Annotated in this window: 21 protein-coding genes; 7 read left to right on the top strand and 14 right to left on the bottom strand. The window is 37.1% G+C overall.

The genetic code is table 11. From position 1 onward, the window contains the following. Window positions 1-26: 26 nt before the first annotated feature. From F3D3_RS04040 to F3D3_RS03985, 13 genes are all read right to left on the bottom strand, one after another. On the bottom strand, window positions 27-683 hold the full coding sequence (locus F3D3_RS04040) for a hypothetical protein (RefSeq protein ID WP_069871457.1): 657 nt from the start codon (window positions 681-683) through the stop codon (window positions 27-29). 361 nt (window positions 684-1,044) lie between these two features. Beyond that, window positions 1,045-1,995: a helix-turn-helix domain-containing protein gene (locus F3D3_RS04035; RefSeq protein ID WP_069871456.1), complete on the bottom strand. Its 951-nt coding sequence runs from the start codon at window positions 1,993-1,995 to the stop codon at window positions 1,045-1,047. A 544-nt stretch (window positions 1,996-2,539) separates the two neighbouring features. Then, window positions 2,540-2,875 carry a hypothetical protein gene (locus F3D3_RS24015; RefSeq protein WP_069871454.1) on the bottom strand — a complete coding sequence of 112 codons (336 nt, stop codon included), beginning with the start codon at window positions 2,873-2,875 and terminating at the stop codon, window positions 2,540-2,542. A 156-nt stretch (window positions 2,876-3,031) separates the two neighbouring features. After that, the gene (locus F3D3_RS04025) at window positions 3,032-3,709 is read right to left on the bottom strand and encodes a hypothetical protein (protein ID WP_069871452.1); all 678 of its coding nucleotides are present in this window, start codon (window positions 3,707-3,709) and stop codon (window positions 3,032-3,034) included. 458 nt (window positions 3,710-4,167) lie between these two features. Next, window positions 4,168-4,638: a hypothetical protein gene (locus F3D3_RS04020; protein ID WP_069871451.1), complete on the bottom strand. Its 471-nt coding sequence runs from the start codon at window positions 4,636-4,638 to the stop codon at window positions 4,168-4,170. A 167-nt stretch (window positions 4,639-4,805) separates the two neighbouring features. Next, window positions 4,806-5,897, bottom strand: coding sequence for an RNA-guided endonuclease TnpB family protein (locus F3D3_RS04015; protein ID WP_069871449.1), 1,092 nt, complete (start codon window positions 5,895-5,897; stop codon window positions 4,806-4,808). After that, window positions 5,894-6,295 (bottom strand): IS200/IS605 family transposase, encoded by a 402-nt coding sequence (gene tnpA / locus F3D3_RS04010; RefSeq protein ID WP_069871447.1) that lies wholly within the window; start codon window positions 6,293-6,295, stop codon window positions 5,894-5,896. Before tnpA ends, F3D3_RS04015 begins: the two co-directional genes overlap by 4 nt. Before the next feature lie 273 nt (window positions 6,296-6,568). After that, window positions 6,569-7,384, bottom strand: a complete 816-nt coding sequence (yidA, locus tag F3D3_RS04005) for a sugar-phosphatase (protein WP_069871445.1) — start codon at window positions 7,382-7,384, stop codon at window positions 6,569-6,571. Between the two features lie 304 nt (window positions 7,385-7,688). Beyond that, window positions 7,689-8,318: a nucleotidyltransferase family protein gene (locus F3D3_RS04000; RefSeq protein WP_069871444.1), complete on the bottom strand. Its 630-nt coding sequence runs from the start codon at window positions 8,316-8,318 to the stop codon at window positions 7,689-7,691. Between the two features lie 42 nt (window positions 8,319-8,360). Beyond that, complete coding sequence (locus F3D3_RS03995; RefSeq protein WP_069871442.1) at window positions 8,361-9,326, bottom strand: leucine-rich repeat domain-containing protein; 966 nt, start codon at window positions 9,324-9,326, stop codon at window positions 8,361-8,363. Between the two features lie 222 nt (window positions 9,327-9,548). Further along, window positions 9,549-10,040, bottom strand: coding sequence for a hypothetical protein (locus F3D3_RS03990; RefSeq protein WP_139132015.1), 492 nt, complete (start codon window positions 10,038-10,040; stop codon window positions 9,549-9,551). A gap of 19 nt (window positions 10,041-10,059) precedes the next feature. After that, window positions 10,060-10,263, bottom strand: a complete 204-nt coding sequence (locus F3D3_RS23670) for a zinc-ribbon domain-containing protein (RefSeq protein ID WP_139132014.1) — start codon at window positions 10,261-10,263, stop codon at window positions 10,060-10,062. Window positions 10,264-10,504: 241 nt separating this feature from the next. Then, complete coding sequence (locus F3D3_RS03985; protein WP_069871439.1) at window positions 10,505-11,788, bottom strand: O-acetylhomoserine aminocarboxypropyltransferase/cysteine synthase family protein; 1,284 nt, start codon at window positions 11,786-11,788, stop codon at window positions 10,505-10,507. Window positions 11,789-11,933: 145 nt separating this feature from the next. Here F3D3_RS03985 and F3D3_RS23210 point away from each other — a divergent pair. Next, a protein-coding gene (locus F3D3_RS23210) for an IS630 family transposase (RefSeq protein WP_242877073.1) occupies window positions 11,934-12,982 on the top strand; the annotation gives its coding sequence in 2 pieces (ribosomal slippage) (window positions 11,934-12,443 and window positions 12,446-12,982; 1,047 coding nt in all). A 245-nt stretch (window positions 12,983-13,227) separates the two neighbouring features. Here F3D3_RS23210 and F3D3_RS24010 read toward each other — a convergent pair. Further along, the gene (locus tag F3D3_RS24010) at window positions 13,228-13,572 is read right to left on the bottom strand and encodes a hypothetical protein (RefSeq protein WP_175438284.1); all 345 of its coding nucleotides are present in this window, start codon (window positions 13,570-13,572) and stop codon (window positions 13,228-13,230) included. Here F3D3_RS24010 and F3D3_RS03970 point away from each other — a divergent pair. The 6 genes from F3D3_RS03970 to F3D3_RS03945 all read left to right on the top strand — a co-directional run. Next, window positions 13,541-14,050, top strand: a complete 510-nt coding sequence (locus F3D3_RS03970; RefSeq protein WP_175438283.1) for a hypothetical protein — start codon at window positions 13,541-13,543, stop codon at window positions 14,048-14,050. The two genes, F3D3_RS24010 and F3D3_RS03970, sit on opposite strands and share 32 nt — an antisense overlap. A 373-nt stretch (window positions 14,051-14,423) precedes the next feature. Continuing rightward, window positions 14,424-14,666 carry a phage tail protein gene (locus F3D3_RS03965; protein ID WP_069871433.1) on the top strand — a complete coding sequence of 81 codons (243 nt, stop codon included), beginning with the start codon at window positions 14,424-14,426 and terminating at the stop codon, window positions 14,664-14,666. A gap of 17 nt (window positions 14,667-14,683) precedes the next feature. After that, window positions 14,684-14,929, top strand: a complete 246-nt coding sequence (locus F3D3_RS03960; RefSeq protein WP_069871432.1) for a phage tail protein — start codon at window positions 14,684-14,686, stop codon at window positions 14,927-14,929. Between the two features lie 18 nt (window positions 14,930-14,947). Beyond that, the gene (locus F3D3_RS03955; protein WP_069871430.1) at window positions 14,948-15,961 is read left to right on the top strand and encodes a cadherin-like beta sandwich domain-containing protein; all 1,014 of its coding nucleotides are present in this window, start codon (window positions 14,948-14,950) and stop codon (window positions 15,959-15,961) included. 100 nt (window positions 15,962-16,061) lie between these two features. Continuing rightward, window positions 16,062-18,353, top strand: a complete 2,292-nt coding sequence (locus F3D3_RS03950) for a putative Ig domain-containing protein (protein WP_069871428.1) — start codon at window positions 16,062-16,064, stop codon at window positions 18,351-18,353. A gap of 24 nt (window positions 18,354-18,377) precedes the next feature. Beyond that, window positions 18,378-18,984, top strand: a 607-nt coding sequence (locus tag F3D3_RS03945; protein ID WP_175438282.1) for a putative Ig domain-containing protein, incomplete at its 3' end; no start/stop codon positions are given.

Genomic DNA, 18,984 nt, shown 5'->3' with positions numbered 1-18,984 from the left:
TACACCTATTAGACATTTTGTTCAATTTAATAAATTGTATAAGATTTATCAAAATAAAAAGTCTTTAGAGTAAACCCTTGACCAGCGATTCCAACATATACTCTTGTATAACCTTTAACACGGCAATTTATACTTTGCCCCGTTGAAGATGGAATAGCTTCATTTTTTGAATAAGTAACTTCTTGAAAACCATAAATGCCATTCGTTGTGGCAATACAATCATCTACAGTCATATAATAATTGCCTGCTCCAGTTGCATCATTAAAATACCATTTAATATAATCGACTTTTTGTTCCACTCGACCACCTATATCATTTAGATTAAATATAGTTGTGACTTTTGAGCAATTATAGGGTGTAGCTGAAGACATAGCTTTCATTAATAAACTATCGTTATTAAGTTCATTTGAATACAGATTTTCTGCAAGACTATCAGCATCGTTAAAAATAACAATATCTTTTTTTTGTTCTGCCTGCGCTTCATTATCAAGCACAAGTATTAGAGCTTTCAGTTCATCCATATCATCTACCAATATTGGCGTGATACCTTCAGGTAAATCAGACATCGGTATTAGCTCTAAACCAGCGTCTGCTTCATTTTCAATAATACTTACATTGGCAAATGTAGCCGTTGAGAATATTAAAAGACAAAACACTGAAGTAAATAATACAATTTTTTTCATATCAATTCTCCTTTTTTTAAAATAGCATAATCAGATTATTATTGGTATCGATAACACTATATTGAACCACCTAAATAGTACCTTTTATATCAAATCTCTCAGTGTACCTCTATATCGCCTAAATGATTATTTGTTTTTTGTGACAACTTCGCTTTGGAAATCAACTATTCCCTATTACTATAGTGTCAATACTCCAAAGAGATTATTCGATACTCAAATAATTAACAGCATTTAATACTTCCTTATCAAACTGAGTTTTTGATATATTTACTTGATTCAATTCTTTTGTAATGCATAAACATATTGCAATATTATTATGTTATTACTATTTTACCAAAGGTATCAAAACACTCAACCCAATTCAAGTTGGGGTATCCACATAGCCATAGAGTTCTGTCGCCTTTTCGATGTAAATTTCCTTCAACGCTTTTTGTCCCATTACATTGAGCAATTCAATAGATTTTCTAAAATCACTATCTGCATCTGATCTCTGAAGATTTTTTTTAGAAACTGCTCGCCTGAACAATAACCCACTTAGTAAGTATGTTGTCTTATTCTTTAAACATAATTCAATGCCCTTTGTTGCATACTCTAAGGAATCCTCAAAAAAATCCATTTCATGAAAATTGTACGAAATGTTAAAAATCACTTTAATATACATAAACAAATCAATTTGCGATATAAATCGATCTCCATTACTGATATCCATTAAAAAAAAGAGCAATTTATTTGAAAACGCGTATGCTTCTAGCTCTGCATAAGTAACCGCAAATAACAATAAAATCCGCTTTTCTATTTGATTGTACTTATAATATTCAAATCGATCAACTTTAAACCCTTTCAAAGTCCTATGTATTGCGCGATTTAAAACGCTGAGAACGTCATGATATCGATTTGATTCGCAGTTTAAAAGTTTAATCCCCTCAACAATCATTTTCAATTGATCAAGCTCATTCGTATTAAACAAATTAACTTTTTCATCATCGTTTTCAATTTTGATTAAGTTATCGCAAAAATCATTTAACCGCTCTAGTTCATTAGAAACAATAATATAATCAAGCTCTTTATAAAGTTCATATAGTTCTTGATTTGTTCTAAAAAAAGAGAATATCGCCAAAACATCTTGTTTATATGCCACAGATAAATACCCCAAAGTTTCTAATTTAGGTACAGTCTTGCCGTTTTCCATTTTTCTCAATGTCTCACTATTAACTCTTGTTAACCTGCTAACGTCCCCTTGAGTTAACCCCAAAGAATTTCTCACCGTTCTCATATACATTCCAAAAGACTTCATATCATATGATTCAAACATCTGCAACGCCTTTCTACCAACTTTAAATTGGGTTTAAACAACTGTAAACTAATATAAAATAAGTATTGTAATCAATAATTTATAAGGAGATCTAATATGAGTAAAATAGCAGCACTAACGACTTTATCCATAATTCTCGTACTTTTTTCTTCACTTTCCTTTTGAAGTGGGAAAGATATTCCAAGAGTCTATGATCTCAAAAAAACGAGCAATCATCATGCTCACGACTATCACATCGAATTACACACATTAACGCCTCATTTTATCATATGAACATGCTTAATGCCATTAGCTTGGCCAAATTGGAACGTTTAACGTCCTATTTGGATTCATCTGATCTAAAAAAACACCCTCATTGTCATAAACGATTCTGTCATGACGATGAGGGTGTTTAAGTTAAGGGATCACAATTTGGCAATTTAAATACGCCTTATGATTAAATAGAGCACTTCAAAAGGCGTCTTCAAACGAAAACGCCTTTCTCTCTGTTTATTTTTTTGAGCAAGCTCATCAAATACCATTTTAAATCTAAATCCCCAAGAAATTACAACGTGTTCGGTGGTGTAACTTCGGGGGTTATATAGAGATCAGCCTGTTTCTTTGTCACTTCACAAACACGCAATGTGCTTCCAGGGGTTCGGATATTCTCTCTAACTTTATCCAACTCTTGTTGCACATATTTAAGCGATACTTTTGTAGAGATTAGAAATTTCAAGTGATTCTGATACAAAGCATTGATGTTATCTTCGCTGTAAAACCCCCTGTCCATAACGATCTTTACTGTGTCATAGTCTTTGTTGAATCCGTATTTTACTTGTTTGAGCGATTCGGAATACGACGAAATACTTGTTGTATAATATGCCCAGTATTCATTCTCCAAACGCCTTTTGCCTTGCAACCAGAAAAAGCGTTCTGTCTCACTTGGGAAAGCGAATCAGTGAGTTCCGATCTTCTAATATCAAGAAGCATGCTATGGAAAGAATCTGTTTATAGTTTTTAGGGAAACAAGCTTTCAAATCTGCTGTAATACCCCTTATCATCTTGATATTGCATACTTCCTTTTTAATTCCGCCAAAGATTTTCGATGGATAAACAGCATTAATAATGTCCCGATCATCATTAATACACCCCAGAATTCTACACCTAAAGGAAATAATGTACTTTCTAAACGCACTTGTTTACTCATACCATCTATACTTAAATTAAGTATTTCTTTATTTCTTATTATTTCAATGTTTCTATTCAATTCATAATACGCTCTATTCTCTTCAAATTTGTCAAATATTTCAGCATTATCAATAATATTTTCAAACATTTCTACTTGCCCATTTGATATTATCATTTTACTTAGCGGTCTTGAAAATAATATGTGTATTTTATTTTCATCATCAATGTAATATGTAGATATTGAAGAAGTTGAATTGAATAAATATGCAAATTTGAAAATACCAGCAGAATCATAAACTTGAATTCTTGGTCGTAGATTTGAACTTATATAATAATTGGAATCATTATCCACTGCAACGACAGAACTACCGTGTATTGAACCGAGCTTTTTAGTCATCTCAAACTGACCTACTGGAATATTTGATTGTATAAGTAAATTCGATAAAAATCCAGTGATACCTACTAAATAAACCACTACTGCCAAAATACTAAAACTCATTTTCCTTTTCTCAATAAACAGATTAACTCCATGATAAAACTTTTTCATCGTTAAACTCCTGACTAAATTAGCAAAAGTGCATAGAAAGACTATGCACTTTTACCCCTAAGTAAATTTTATATCACCCGATTTATATATGGATTGTCATTGGTATATTCATAAGAGTATGTACTTTGAGTGTATTTTGAAGCAACTACAGACCGAGTACTAGCAGTCATATTAGTTTTTTTGTCGGTAATGGTTTCTGCTTTAAGATCAACAACAGCAGAAGCCTGTAAGGTTCCTTTGCTGATAGAATCCCTTTCAGAAGTTATGATATTATTGATTTATCAAGAGTTGAAACATATCTCTCATCGCCACTAATAGCTTGAGCTATGCGGAAATATCACTTCGATAAAAGGACCTCTACGTGAAACTTGAGGTTGAACCACCCTCGTTATAAATTCCGAGAGCTTAGGTTGTACGACAAAAAATTTAAGGTCATAACTTAGACTTTAATTCAGAACTTACTGAGACAGATAATCTTGGATACACTTCGTCAATTCCTTTACTTGCTCATCCGTTAAAAATACTGAAAAGCTACCAAATTTATTTTCAATTTCACCCTCTATTCTTATTACATCAATCCTGCTACGGTTTGCAACATTACTTTCTTCATCTATATTTAATAATATTCTGTAACGTGTTTTAAGTTTATTAGATTCATTCATGTTATAACTCGTTATTTCATAATCAATTTCATTCCTGCTATAGTGATGATACAATGGTTGTTTAAGATAGCGCTTTTCTGTGATAATTGAGTTTATTGAAGCAATAAACGCCTGATCTTCAACATTAGTTTCTAAACTTGTTATTCCAGACTTATCATTTGCTTTTATTTCAATAGAAAGAGACGTCATATGACTGAGCTTAACAACAAATATCAAATAAAATAATACTGGTAGAATAATAATTATTGGAACAATGATTTTCTTCATTTTTTTCCTCTTTCTTTAACAATCATAACAAATTCTCCTTTTGCTTTTAATAATAAACAGTGACATACTCCCACCACTTGAAGAAGTGGGGGCTTCTTGTTCGAGTAGCCTAACGGCTACAGCATAAGCAAGCTATCCCCGTGTGCCCCACGGTTCTATGAGTTCGTTTACCCTAATAATAAGCGTATACCTTCCGTTTTGATATTTATACTTGCATTGTAATCCCTATCCATTGTCATGCCACAATCTTCGCAATGATATGTCCGCTCTGAAAGCGATAATGTTTTCTTCACTATCCCGCAAACACTACACTTTTTAGAACTTGGAAACCATTTGTCAATTTTGACGAGGTGTTTCCCTTGTTCCATCAACTTGTAATTAAGCATAGACACGAACATCCCAAACCCATTATCCATAACACTTTTACCAAAATTCAACGCTTGTGACATCACCTTCATGTCCAAATCTTCAATACACACCGCATCAACAGCATCGGCGATCTGCTTTGACTGCTTGTGTAAAAAGTCTTTTCGTTGGTTCKTCACTTTCTCATGAATTTTCGCTACTTTTATTCTTTGYTTGTTACGATTTTTACTGCCCTTTTGGCACARMGATAGCTTTTTTTGTTCGCGTTTGAGTTGTTCTAGCAACTGTCTGTAATATCTAGGATACTCTGCTGATATGCCATCGGAAGATAGAAAAAGTGCTTTCATGGAAAAATCTAACCCTAAGAATGTTTTAGGCTGAACTGTTTCTATAGTCACTTCATATTCATATAAGATACTTGCAAAATACTTCCCAGTTGCAGTTTGACTTACCGTTACAGCTTTAAGTTTGTATTCTTTAGGAATAGCTCGGTGCTGTTTGATTTTCACAGCTTTAAGCTTTGGTAAAACAATACAACCATTTTCTAACTTGATATTTCCATTTACAAAATTAGTTGTATAACTTTTGTTATTATTTCGTTTTGACTTGAATTTAGGAAATCCTGTTTTAGGCTTTCTAAAAAAGTTGTTATAGGCTGTTTGCAAATTCATTTGCGCATTAGCAAGTGCTAGACTGTCGACTTCTCTTAGCCATTCAAATTCTGCTTTATATTGTGCGGGGGTATTTTTCAGTTTTTGATTTGTCCTCTTGTAATATTCTATTTTATCGCCTAGCATTTTATTGTAGATAAAACGCACACAACCAAAAGTCTTACCTATGAGCACTTCTTGTTCTGAATTTGGATATATTCTAAATTTGAACGCTTTATTCAATGCTTTTCACCTTGACTTTCTATATATTTCTTGATGACTTCAATAGGCGCGCCACCAGTTGTAAGTAAACAGTAACTTCTTGACCAAAAATATGCTTTCCATAGTTTTTTACGAATTGACTGAAATTCATTTTTGAGTAGCCTTGAGCTCGCACTTTTATAAGCATTAATAAACTTTGATAATTCACTATTTGGGTGTGCCTTGAACAGTATATGAATATGGTCACTGTCGTGATTCCACTCTAGCAATGTTATATTGTAATTTTTTGCGATATATTCGAATATTTCTTTAGCTCTTTCAGATACTGCATCGTCAAGGACCATTCGTCTATATTTGATTACTAGCACAAGATGATAATACATCAAAAACACTGAATGATTATTATTATCCATTTTCATTTATTTCCAACCTCCTTTGTATACTACTACTGATTACATTATAGCATTTTCTGCAGCATATTTCAAAGGCAAAAACCACCGATTCATCTCCCACCTACGCTCTCACTCCCTGAGCAAGGAAGGCTAAGAGGAAGGATACTTCTCGGCTTTTAGGTTAAATTCTCTTTAAAATATATTTAGATTTCATTAACAGTCTATATTGTGATTTTAACACATAATTGTAAAAAAACACAGGCCCTATAAAAACCTGTGTTTCAACTCAGTACATAAAGGTTATATGACTTTTTTAAGCATAAACTGTTCGATTACTTTTGCAACGCCATCTTCTTCATTCGTATCGGTTATGTGATTGGCTATTTTTTTAACGGCGTCAAATGCATTGCCCATGGCAACGCCAAGACCTGCATACTCAAGCATAGCGATATCGTTACCCGCATCGCCCACACATATGACTTCATGTGCCAATATATCTTTTACCTTTGCTATAGCACTCACACCAACACCTTTATTCACCGTTGGATGTAGGAATTCTAAGAAAATAGCTGCACTTCTAACCACCGTATATTTTGCTCTAATCTCTGCAGGTAAAATGCGCTCAATTTCATCAAGCTTGTCTTTATCGTCCACAAACATTACTTTGATGATGGTCTCACTCTCAGGAAACTTATCCACATCACATTTAACGGTTTTGATGACATTGATATCTGCCTCTACCTTAGTGTATGGATTTAATACTGGTGTTGTCACATAGTCTTTTGTAAGCGCATGAATATGAACACCATATGTTTTGCTCAGTGCGTAAAGCGACCTGTAATCCTCATGTTCTAATGTGCTTTGGAGAATAACTTCACCTGTTTTAACATTTTGAACTAAGGCGCCATTAAAGGATACGACATAATCTTCATCCGTGTTGAGTTCAAGTTCCGAAAGGACGTTTTGAATGCCGATTAAGGGTCTCCCAGTGGCAATAATAACTGTTTTACCACTTGCTTTTGCATCCTTTATAGCCTGTTTATTTCGAGGTGAAATTTCTTTTTTTTCATTAAGTAATGTTCCATCCATGTCAAGTGCAATCAATTTGTATGGCATTTATAATCTCCTCACTAAAGCTGTACGATTAAAGGGCTTATTTAAGGGCTTATTTAAGTCCCTGTACTGTAGTTGTTATCCCGTCTTCTATTTAAAATAGCACAATTTCAATCCCGCTTCAATGCAAATTGTGTTAAACTTTCGAGTGTATTTTATAACCCTTGAGGAGATGTCCCCCACTTCTCTAAGTGGGGGTTCATATTCCTAATTCAGTGGGAGTCCAAACGCCCACTGAATGCAATCCGATAGGATTGTGCAAGTGTTACGAAGGTAGCGAAGCGGACTGAGTAGACGCTTTGATTTTTCAGCCTCTTATCTGGATGGGCTCTTGATTGACATAAGGGACCTCATGATCATCCCATTCTACGACTTGAAGTTCGGCCCATTTATTTTGCCACTTGTTAACCTTGTTTAGATATATGGCTTCTGTAATCAGCCTATTATTGGCTCTAATTTTTAAATCAAATACATCTTGTACACCAAAGGGCGCATATAATTGCCAAACACTTTCACTCTGACGCCGAATGCCAAGAGCAGTTGACGTCGTCGGCCAAGTGTCAATAGCAGACTCAAGCGAAGCATAAGCTTCAAGTTCTATCCCAAATTTTTCTTTATACCACAAATGAACTCTGGCTTGATTTTTTATGTCCAACCATAATGGAAAATCATCGAGCTTTTCATTAAGCTGCACGCTTAATACCGCTTCATATTGGGCATCCAAATTTTTGTCATCGAAAAAAACGATATCAACATCACTAATACCGTAATCTTCAGGTCTATCCGTTAAAAGATTCCAAACACTTTGAACAATTGCACCTGCTCCGATATAGTATTCTGTTATCCCCATCTCATCAAGTGCCCCAAATACCCTTTGCAATGATTTATTCGCTTTCACTATTTCAATTAACTTAACATAGAGTTCATTATCCTGCATAAACGGGTTCTCCTTAATTCATACTCATTTTCATAAACTGATTTAATCTTTTATTTCAACATCATCACGCCCTAAATCAACCACAATATCGAGATTTATGATTGACAGTTTTTTCAGACTCAAAATATTTTTAAGCGGCGATAAATCTTGTACTCTTGTATTGGAAATGTCCAGCGTCTCTAGATGAGCTAGATCTGAGAGTGCTTCCAGCTGCGAAACATTGGTATCGTGTAGCCATAACCCTTCCAGTAAAGACATTGAAGAAACAGCTTCAATCGATTCGATCTCATTGCCACCAATAGCTAAATGTTTAAGCTGGGTTAATGTTTTTAAGGGCATTATATCCGTAATTTTATTACCTGTTAAGCTGATCATTTTAAGCTCAGTAAGGGCCGATAGTGGTGTGATATCCTTTATTCGATTCCCAAGTAATAAAAGGTCTTCAAGCTGTGCACATGCCTCCAAAGGGGATACATCCACAAGTTCACAATTTGAGGCTAACAATCTTTTGAGCTCTGTAAGTTTGTCTATGCCATCTAAATGCCTCACAGCAGTATGGGCTATATTCAGTGAAACCAATTCGGTGAGATTGAACACGGGTTCAATATTGGTTATATTGTTGTCAGATATATTTAAATCTGTAACGCCATAAAAATTCTGAAGGCCTTCTAAGTTTGTAAGATGTTTGCCTCGAAGGTCTAAATTACCTTTAAACGCGTTGGCTTCTATAAAGCTAATTTCACCATCTTGATCTTCATCCATATTTAGTTTGAGCAATTCCTTTTTTAAATTGACTTCAAGTTGAATAGGATTATTCTCATCACCTTGCGGTTTGTTCCCCTCAAGGGTTGTCTGTACAGCGATTTCAGTCATATCTTGATCTTTTTGCGAAGCGTCCGATGCGATCACCCATTTAACGATTAAAAAGGTCACCAGTAAGATGAAAAACAAACGGACGCCATACTTGTTTAAAATTGAGGTGATCCACTTTAAAATTTTAGGCTTCATGATGTCATATCTCCAATTTTGGGTCAAGGGTTAATGGTTCCCATTCATTATAACTTAATCAATTGTACAAACTGTGTCCTTTTTAACGATAATCACCAAAATAGCCACAACCTTTTATTTCAATTACATTCTATGGTTAGGGTGTCAAATCCAAAAGTTGAGCAACCCTCTACCCTTTGATGCCGTTTACGAAAAGTACGCGATACAGTATATGCTAGAGGGTTAATGCGAAACTGACTTTTGACACCCTAACCTATGGTACACCCTAAAAAAATCTTCTTTCATATAGTGTTGATCATCATACACTTGAACTGTAAATTTTACATGATCTCCAATTTTACTCTTGCCGTCAAAGTGCTGATAAGGATTCTCATTGAAGCTCTCAAACACTTTATACTTTTGCCCATTTGACAACAAAATATCCAAGCAATTAAAGGCTTCAACGCTTACATTCATGTGTGAACCTCTTGCACCTCCAAATGAACCATAGCGTGGTTTCGTCACAACATATGTATCTACTATTTCGCCTTTAATCTCGACAAATTCTGTTTTCAAATATTTAATCCAACGCGAAATAAAAACAACCCCCTTCATAAAACCAAAAAACATTAGGAGCATAGCCATATAGATCATGCCAATCACAATGCCTTCATTGACCACAAGCAAAAAACTTAATAACAAGAATACTGACACCATCATTATCCAAAAAAACATATTCACCTCGATTCTTTTTTTAGGTCTTCTGTAATTGTGCCCCACATTTTGGACAATATTCAAAATCTCCGTTCGTGCTAAAACCACAACTTGCACCTCTTTTAATCCTTTTATGGTGACATTGCACCATCAAATGATCAAGATCCAAATCAATCTGTGTGCCATTCTCAATAGTTCTCCCCTCTTCTTGTTTAAGTTCTACACTAGAGCCACAACATTTCATCTAGAATTCAAAACTTTCCACATGTGATCATTATAACAATATGACCTTAAGGTTTCAATTAACATTAAAGTTCAATTTTATTAAATTATTATTAACAACACTTACAGAAAATGCAGGCCTCAAATCATGTCTTTCACCTCTATTATACCGAACTAAAAAAGTAGAAGCATCATCAAATGATCACACTTCTACTTTTCAGATTTATTTTTACTTCTATTTTATATTAGTATCGATTTTCCTTCTAAATCTGATCTAAAGCTTGTTTTAAGTCTTCGATCAAATCATCCGCATGCTCTATCCCCACGGAGACCCGAATGAGTTCTGGTGCAACACCCGCTGACTTCTGTGCGTCTTCACTTAATTGAGCATGTGTCGTACTCGCTGGATGAATCACAAGCGATTTCGCATCTGCTACATTTGCAAGAAGCGAGAATATTTCAAGTGCTTCTATAAACTTCTTGCCAGCTTCAACGCCACCTTTTACACCAAAAGTGAAAATCGAACCCACACCGCGTTTGAAATACTTTTTATAAAGCTCATGATACTTATTATCTTCAAGTTCCGGATAGTTAATCCAAGTTACTGAAGGATGATCTTTCAAAAATGCAATAATTTTTCGAGTGTTTTCAACATGGCGTTCAACTCTTAAAGATAAAGTTTCTAGACCTTGAATTAATAAAAAAGCATTAAAAGGACTGATACAAGCCCCAGTGTCTCTTAAAAGTTGTACACGCGCTTTTGTGATATAGGCAGCTGCACCGATATCTTTAGCATAACAAATGTCATGATACGATGGATCTGGCTCCGTTAAGCACGCAAACTTACCACTGCCACTCCAATCAAAGTTTCCAGAATCCACGATGACCCCACCAATGGAAGTCCCATGTCCGCCGATGAACTTGGTTGCCGAGTGAACGATTATATCGGCCCCATGTTCAAATGGTTTAATCAAGTACGGCGTCCCAAAGGTATTGTCCACAATTAAAGGAATGCCATTTTCATGCGCAATCTTCGAAATAGCTTCTAAATCCACAAGATTTATGCCTGGATTTCCAATACTCTCCACATATATCGCTTTTGTATTTGCCGTAATTGCGCATCTGAAATTTTCGGGATCGTCTGGATTTACGAACTTCGTCGTTATCCCGTATCTTGGTAAGGTAGATGCGAAAAGGTTGTAAGTCCCGCCATAAAGTGTACTTGCAGAGACGATTTCATCGCCCACACCAAGGATGTTTAGGATCGCATAAGTGACTGCAGCAGAACCAGAAGCCACTGCCAATGCCCCGACGCCCCCTTCGAGCGCTGCGATGCGCTGTTCAAGCACGTCTGTGGTTGGATTCATAATCCGCGTGTAAATATTCCCGCTTGTTTTCAGTGCAAATAAATCCGCTGCATGTTGTGTATTTTCAAATACATAGGAAGAGGTTTGGTAAATGGGTACTGCCCTAGAGCCTGTGGTTGGATCAGGCGTTTGACCTGCGTGAACTTGAAGGGTTTCGAATTGATAGTTTTTCTCTGACATATTTTTGCCTCTCTTTCATCTCTTTCTCTAGTCGAATTGTAAGTCTGTTTTTAACTTTTTTTAAATCTATATAAATTGAATTAAAATTTTATAAAAATCATCCGATATATATCATAACCAAAACTACTATGTGAGGATGAACCCCATGAATAAACGCAAGCCACTAACTCAAGAACAAATAAAAGAACTTTTAGAAGCAATGAGGTCATCAAAAATAAAACGTGAATATCGTCGAATTCAAGCTATCTATTTATACGGAACAGGAAAAGAGGTCGGAGAAATCGCTGAAATAACACAGTTGACTCCTGTTACGATTTCAAGATTATATACAAAGTATCGTAGCATAGGGCTTAGTTCAATCCCAGATGCTGCACGCAAAGGGAGACCAAGTCGGTTAACCGAAGAGCAAGAGGCTACAATAAAAGACCTCATTTTAAACAAAACACCCGCCGATGTTGGTTTTGTAGCTAATTTCAATTGGACAGCTGGAATTGTAGCAGAATATATTTTGAGAGAATTCAAAGTTCAATACAGCATCAAAGGTATCACGTTGATATTGTCTAGACTGAATTTATCATTCACACGTCCTACGTACACGTTAGCTAAAGCTGATCCCCTAAAGCAAGAGCAATTTCGCAAGGCATTTATTGATGTTAAAAAAAATTGATAAACGGTGAAATCCAACACATACTATTCGAGGATGAATCTATGATTCGAGATTACCAAGCGATCGGAGCTACATGGTTTGAACGCGGCAAACAAAAAATCATAAAGACGTATGGAAAGCATCGTGGCGTAAAACTAGTGGGCTGTTTAGATTATGAGAGTGGAGATATCTATTGTGAAGAGCACGAAACATACGATGCACAAACATTTCTTGGTTTTCTGAACAATGTACTTGAACGGTATTCTGGTAAAATTGTTATGGTTCTTGATAATGCAAGGATACACCACGCCAAGTTACTTCAGCCTTTTCTTTTAGAAAATTCCCATCGACTTGAGTTAATGTATCTACCTCCATATAGTCCAAATCTAAACTTGATAGAAGGTCTCTGGGGTTGGCTTAAAGAAAAAGTCATCAACAACGTTTTTTATAACAAGACATATGAGATTAGAAAGAATGTCTCTGCTTTTCTAACAGAAATTGCAAAACATCCACATATTATTATAGATCGGTTATGTGTCCAATTGTAAATTATTAAAATTTAATTCAACTTATATATCAAAATTCATTAAATCAATGCGAAAATAAGAGGGTTCTGTTCCAATTAGGACGTGATTCGTTCCAAATAGGCCATTTAAAAGATTGTTAAGATTATTTGTTGTATAATAGGTGTGATTCAATCAGAATGTGACAAAACAATAATTGGTTAAAATGCAATATAAAAAGCAAAAAAAGGTTGCAAACTAATGGATTAATATGTATTATGTAGGTATAGCTATAAAAAATGTATAGATTGGCCATCTACATTAAAGGAGATAAGTATGTTACAAAAGATGAGCAAAAAAATATCAGTGTTTTTAATATGTTCAATTGTAGTGTTGTTTAATACTTTGCCTACATATGCAAGTACAAATGTAGAGTCAAATGTAAACGTAGCGTCTGTAGCAGCTACAGCAAGCAATACTACATTAGTTGATGGATCTTCGTGTACACAATATGTATCCGGTGGCATGGCTATATTTGATATAACTGTAAGCGATATTGATGCAAGGAATTTATTTATATCAAGTAGTGTACCTGTAAAGTCAATGATAGTACCAGTTAATTCTGCACTTGACATCAAATTTGATTCTGGTGAATTTAGAAGAAACAACTCTATTGGATGGCACTTCATGCCCTATGTAAAATATAGATTACTTGTTACACCAGAGAACCCAAGTACGGCAGTGGCTGTAACAGTAAGTATGTCAAAAGGAAACACTTTAAGTTGGGTGAGAAGTGGGTCTGCAGTTGGAGAAAAAAATATGCTTTATGGAGGTCAAATGGAAACCTATGGTCTTGCGTTTGAAACTGGTGGCATGTATAGCGTTACAATATCGTCTACAAGACCAGTTTCTGCAATGTATATTGATTCTCTAAATTCTGGTAATTCAAAAGTTGAGATGCTTAATAGTCCGTATAATAACATGAATAGTTGTACATTCTATGTTAATGTAATTGCGACAGATGATCACAGTAGATATGGCGTAGCCCTTAGTAGTAATGATACACAAGGAAGTGGTGGTGTGTACACTGTAGCAATTCAAAAGCTGTATTAAAATGGACATTTAAAATGTTGAATTCTGTTAACTGTTAAAATTTCAGTCAGATTAGAAGCTAGTTTTTCTTGAAATTGAATTTATGTTTTTGATTTATAAAGCATATCTGATTATTAAAATCAAAAACGGATATTTTCATCCCCAACAATCCTCTTTATGGTATGTCGCAGCTCTGCGATAATCATGTATCGGAAAGATGATTGTTGGGGTGTTTTTTTGTCGTTCAACTTAGAGGATCAAAGATAAATATTCATGTTAAATGAAAAAATACCCCTTTTGGGAGATGTTCATGGGAAAAAACAACTCATATAATTAAGGAAACAATATCCAAAGATTCAATTAAAGGATATATCTTTTTCAAGGAGGTTGTGTTATGGATTACTTTATTGGTCAAATTATATTATTGTCATTTGCTAATCAGTCAAAGGATGTAAGCCTATGTGATGGTTCATTGCTACAAATCACCCAAAATAGTGCCTTGTATTCACTAATAGGAACTAACTACGGTGGTGACGGTGTGTCTACTTTTGCACTACCAAATCTTCAAGGTGCTGAGCCAATACCTGGACTGTCTTATTGTATTGCCATAGCGGGGTACTATCCACCCAGAAGTTAATCAAAGGAGATCATATAATGGATATATCTATAGGTCGTATATATTTATTTGCGTTTGCATATTCACCCAGAGGAACAATGCCCTGTTGGGGGCAATTAGTCAGAATTTCAGACTATCCAGAACTGTACTCGGTAATTGGGACCACCTATGGTGGAGATGGCGTTAATACATTTAAAGTTCCAAATTTGAAAAATGCTATGCCTCAATCACAACGGTTACTTGGGATGGTTTATTGTATTAGCTATTGCTCCATTTTTGATTAAAGGTTTGAGGAGACGTTTATGGGAAATTTAGTATTGAATAAAAATGTGATTTTTTCTTCTGATAGTTTTATGCCGTTTTTATCTTCAAGAGCAATTGATGGCAACATCGATACACTTAGCAGATGGATCGGAATATGTCCTGGATCTATGATTGTCGATCTGGGTGATGCGTACTGGATTGATCGTTGGGTTTGCTACCATATGAATAGTGTTGGTTGGGATGATCGATATTGCAATCTCAATTATGCTTTATATGGCAGTTTAGATATGAAAAATTGGACATTGCTGGATTCCGTAATAAGAAATACGACATCTGTTACAGACCGAAAAATTGGTTTAAGCCAATGGCGTTATGTAAAACTGTTTTCAAATGAAGGCTTGGCAATCAATCCTGCTCTGACTGGTTTTGTTGAGTTTGAGGTTTATGAAGCCTCAATAGCAACGCTTGATAATCTGACTCTTAGTACTGGAACGCTTAACCCTAGCTTTGACGCCAACACTTTTGAGTACAGTATCACAGTAAATGATACGGTCAGCAATATTACGGTAACGCCGACTGGCAGTTCAGATAAAATAATTACAGTCAATGGCGTGGTCGTTTCTAGTGGGAGCGCTTCACAAAGCATCAATTTAGAAATGGGTGTAAATACGATTGGAATCTATGTGACGTCTACACAGAGCGAGATTGATGTCGCTTATACAATCACTGTCAACAGAGTCGTCAATCTATATCTAGAAAAAATTGATTTACTATATAGTGGAAAGGGTTATTCTAATATAGCGACGATTACGATGAACCATGACATCTTAGAATATTCAGACTCAACCTCTATTAGTGCAATGAGAGTCGGTGTTATACCTTATGTTGAAGATGATGGTGTCACCATTTTTGTAAATGGGCAAGAGGTATCCAATGCCACACCTTCAAATTCAATTACATTTTTAGGAAGTGAGTTGAGCATTCCGATTACAGTAACGAAACAGGGCTATACTGTGACACGTCAGTATATAATCGATATTCAAAGAGAATAAAAATATATTGGACAAGTGTCAAGCGTTTTTGATGCTTGTCCATCGTCATGAGAGTTGTATGGGGATTGAGAATGCAATATTATGAATTTGGAGGAGTGACATGGCTTTGAAGAGAGTAAAGCGCGTTTTGAGCAGGTTGATTTCATTTTGGCTATTATCTTTAATGATAACATCCAGTATAATACCGACTTTTGGAGCGATATCTTATGGTGTAAATTTAGTTGAAAACAGTGGTTTTGAGTTGGGAGATGCTGCGCCAGAGATTCAGGACTGGACAAGAGCAAATCAGGATATAGGTGATTTTTTAAAACTTAATGATGGTCTTGCGCATACGGAAGTGTATGAATGTTCATATTTTCCAGGGATGAAAGCGGGTAGCGTAAGTAATACCCTCTATCAGATTATTGACACTTCATCAATAGCAACCGCAATAGATGAAAATGCGGTTGCTTACACATTAGAGGGCTATTTTCGCAAGGGTGATCCTGCTGATGTCAATAATATCACATCTGCAATTATAAGAGTTGAACAGTTAGATAAAGATGGAAACCTTGCTGTTGGAACAGATAACAGTAAAGAGATTGCTTGTGGCGACTCTGATGGTGTCGCATGGCAAGCTGCGAACCTCAACAACATCATTTTACTGCCTAAAACACGAAAATTGAAGATATCTTTAGTGGCATCCATGTCAGATAATACCACGGGTCAAAACTGGGCAGATTTTGACGATATCAGCCTGACATTGGCAGAAATCGGGCCGATAATGACCGTTAAAGGGAATGAGATGCATATTGAAATCGGTGACACAACGCCAAGCGTGACAGATGATACTGATTTTGGCAGTATTTTAGCTTCAAGTGGTACAATTTCTAAGACTTTTACTGTAACCAATGAAGGTACCCATGGGGAAAATGTCAGTTTGACAGCGCCTGTTTCAATTGCTGGTGCAAATGCATCTGATTTTACCGTAACCGCACAACCTTCTGGGCCCTTGTCAGATGGCAATCAAACGACCTTTACAGTTCAGTTTGATCCAAGCGGTATAGGCATTCGCAGTTCAGTGGTTTCTGTCATGAATAATACTGGGGCATCCACCTATTCTTTTTCATTACAAGGCACTGGAAATCCAGATCCTCTGGCAATAGAAACGAGTAACCCAGCAAGTGGCACAATAAATACCATTTATGGTGGACATATCTTTACAGCCACAGGCGGCACAGCACCTAATACGTATGCCATCACAGCAGGGGCATTGCCATCAGGCCTTTCACTGGCATCAAGTGGCGCCCTAAGTGGCACACCAACAGCATATGGCAGTTTCACCTTTACAGTGACGGTGACAGACAGTGCCACCCCAGCGGTTACGGATAGCCATGAATATACTTTAATCATCGCCCCCGAACCTCTGGCAATAGAAACGAGTAACCCAGCAAGTGGCACAATAAATACCGTTTATGGAGGACATACCTTTACAGCCACAGGTGGCACAGCACCTAATACGTATACCATCACAGCAGGTGCATTGCCATCAGGCCTTTCACTGGCATCAGGTGGCACCTTGAGTGGCACGCCAACAGCTTATGGCAGTTTCACCTTTACAGTGACGGTGACAGACAGCGCCACCCCAGCGGTTACGGATAGCCATGAATATACTTTAATCATAGCCCCCGAACCTCTTTCAATAGAAACGAGTAACCCAGCAAGTGGTGCTATAAATACCGTTTATGGTGGACATACCTTTACAGCCACAGGCGGCACAGCACCTAATACGTATGCCATCACAGTAGGTGCATTGCCATCAGGCCTTTCACTGGCATCAAGTGGCGCCTTAAGTGGCACGCCAACAGCTTATGGCAGTTTCACCTTCACAGTGACCGTGACAGACAGCGCCACCCCAACGGTTACGGATAGCCATGAATATACCCTAATCATAGCCCCAGCACCTCTGGCAATAGAAACGAGTAACCCCGCAAGTGGCACAATAAATACCGTTTATGGTGGACATACCTTTACAGCCACAGGCGGCACAGCACCTAATACGTATGCCATCACAGCAGGTGCATTGCCATCAGGCCTTTCACTGGCATCAAGTGGCGCCCTAAGTGGCACGCCAACAGCATATGGCAGTTTCACCTTTACAGTGACGGTGACAGACAGTGCCACCCCAGCAGTTACGGATAGCCATGAATATACTTTAATCATAGTCCCCGCACCTCTGGCAATAGAAACGAGTAACCCAGCAAGTGGTGCTATAAATATCGTTTACGGTGGACATACCTTTACAGCCACAGGCGGCACAGCACCTAATACGTATGCCATCACAGCAGGTGCATTGCCATCAGGTCTTTCACTGGCATCAAGTGGCACACTAAGTGGCACGCCAACAGCTTAGGGCAGAGACACCTATACAGGGACGGTGACAGACAGYGCCACCCCAGCGGTTACGGATAGCCATGAATATACTTTAATCATAGYCCCCGAACCTCTKKCAATAGAAACGAGTAACCCAGCAAGTGGTGCTATAAATACCGTTTAYGGTGGACATACCTTTACAGCCACAGGCGGCACAGCACCTAATACGTATGCCATCACAGTAGGTGCATTGCCATCAGGCCTTTCACTGGCATCAAGTGGCGCCTTAAGTGGCACGCCAACAGCTTATGGCAGTTTCACCTTCACAGTGACCGTGACAGACAGCGCCACCCCAACGGTTACGGATAGCCATGAATATACCCTAATCATAGCCCCAGCACCTCTGGCAATAGAAACGAGTAACCCCGCAAGTGGCACAATAAATACCGTTTATGGTGGACATACCTTTACAGCCACAGGCGGCACAGCACCTAATACGTATGCCATCACAGCAGGTGCATTGCCCTCAGGCCTCCGACTGGCATCCACTGGCGCCCTTAGTGGCACGCCAACAGCTAGTAGCAGTTTCACCTTCACAGTGACGGTGACAGACAGTGCCACCCCAGCAGTTACGGATAGCCATGAATATACTTTAATCATAGTCCCCGCAC

The organism is Fusibacter sp. 3D3 (assembly GCF_001748365.1).
Classification (GTDB): Bacteria; Bacillota; Clostridia; order Peptostreptococcales; family Acidaminobacteraceae; genus Fusibacter_A.
The sequence above is the reverse complement of the archived record's forward strand: the minus strand, read 5'-3'. Positions and strand labels throughout refer to the sequence as shown.

Bases quoted from the DNA above. Each gene is read 5' to 3' on its own strand.
- F3D3_RS04035 (WP_069871456.1), bottom strand. From the start codon at position 1,995: ATGTTTGAATCATATGATATGAAGTCTTTTGGAATGTATATGAGAACG.
- yidA (WP_069871445.1), bottom strand. From the start codon at position 7,384: ATGCCATACAAATTGATTGCACTTGACATGGATGGAACATTACTTAAT.
- F3D3_RS04025 (WP_069871452.1), bottom strand. From the start codon at position 3,709: ATGAAAAAGTTTTATCATGGAGTTAATCTGTTTATTGAGAAAAGGAAA.
- F3D3_RS03960 (WP_069871432.1), top strand. From the start codon at position 14,684: ATGGATATATCTATAGGTCGTATATATTTATTTGCGTTTGCATATTCA.
- F3D3_RS24010 (WP_175438284.1), bottom strand. From the start codon at position 13,572: ATGTCAAGTGCAGAATTAACTGGTACTATCATTGACTTTACAGGTACA.
- F3D3_RS03985 (WP_069871439.1), bottom strand. From the start codon at position 11,788: ATGTCAGAGAAAAACTATCAATTCGAAACCCTTCAAGTTCACGCAGGT.
- F3D3_RS04000 (WP_069871444.1), bottom strand. From the start codon at position 8,318: ATGCAGGATAATGAACTCTATGTTAAGTTAATTGAAATAGTGAAAGCG.
- F3D3_RS03970 (WP_175438283.1), top strand. From the start codon at position 13,541: ATGATAGTACCAGTTAATTCTGCACTTGACATCAAATTTGATTCTGGT.
- F3D3_RS23670 (WP_139132014.1), bottom strand. From the start codon at position 10,263: ATGAAATGTTGTGGCTCTAGTGTAGAACTTAAACAAGAAGAGGGGAGA.
- F3D3_RS04040 (WP_069871457.1), bottom strand. From the start codon at position 683: ATGAAAAAAATTGTATTATTTACTTCAGTGTTTTGTCTTTTAATATTC.
- F3D3_RS04020 (WP_069871451.1), bottom strand. From the start codon at position 4,638: ATGAAGAAAATCATTGTTCCAATAATTATTATTCTACCAGTATTATTT.
- tnpA (WP_069871447.1), bottom strand. From the start codon at position 6,295: ATGAAAATGGATAATAATAATCATTCAGTGTTTTTGATGTATTATCAT.
- F3D3_RS03995 (WP_069871442.1), bottom strand. From the start codon at position 9,326: ATGAAGCCTAAAATTTTAAAGTGGATCACCTCAATTTTAAACAAGTAT.
- F3D3_RS03965 (WP_069871433.1), top strand. From the start codon at position 14,424: ATGGATTACTTTATTGGTCAAATTATATTATTGTCATTTGCTAATCAG.
- F3D3_RS03950 (WP_069871428.1), top strand. From the start codon at position 16,062: ATGGCTTTGAAGAGAGTAAAGCGCGTTTTGAGCAGGTTGATTTCATTT.
- F3D3_RS03955 (WP_069871430.1), top strand. From the start codon at position 14,948: ATGGGAAATTTAGTATTGAATAAAAATGTGATTTTTTCTTCTGATAGT.
- F3D3_RS03990 (WP_139132015.1), bottom strand. From the start codon at position 10,040: ATGTTTTTTTGGATAATGATGGTGTCAGTATTCTTGTTATTAAGTTTT.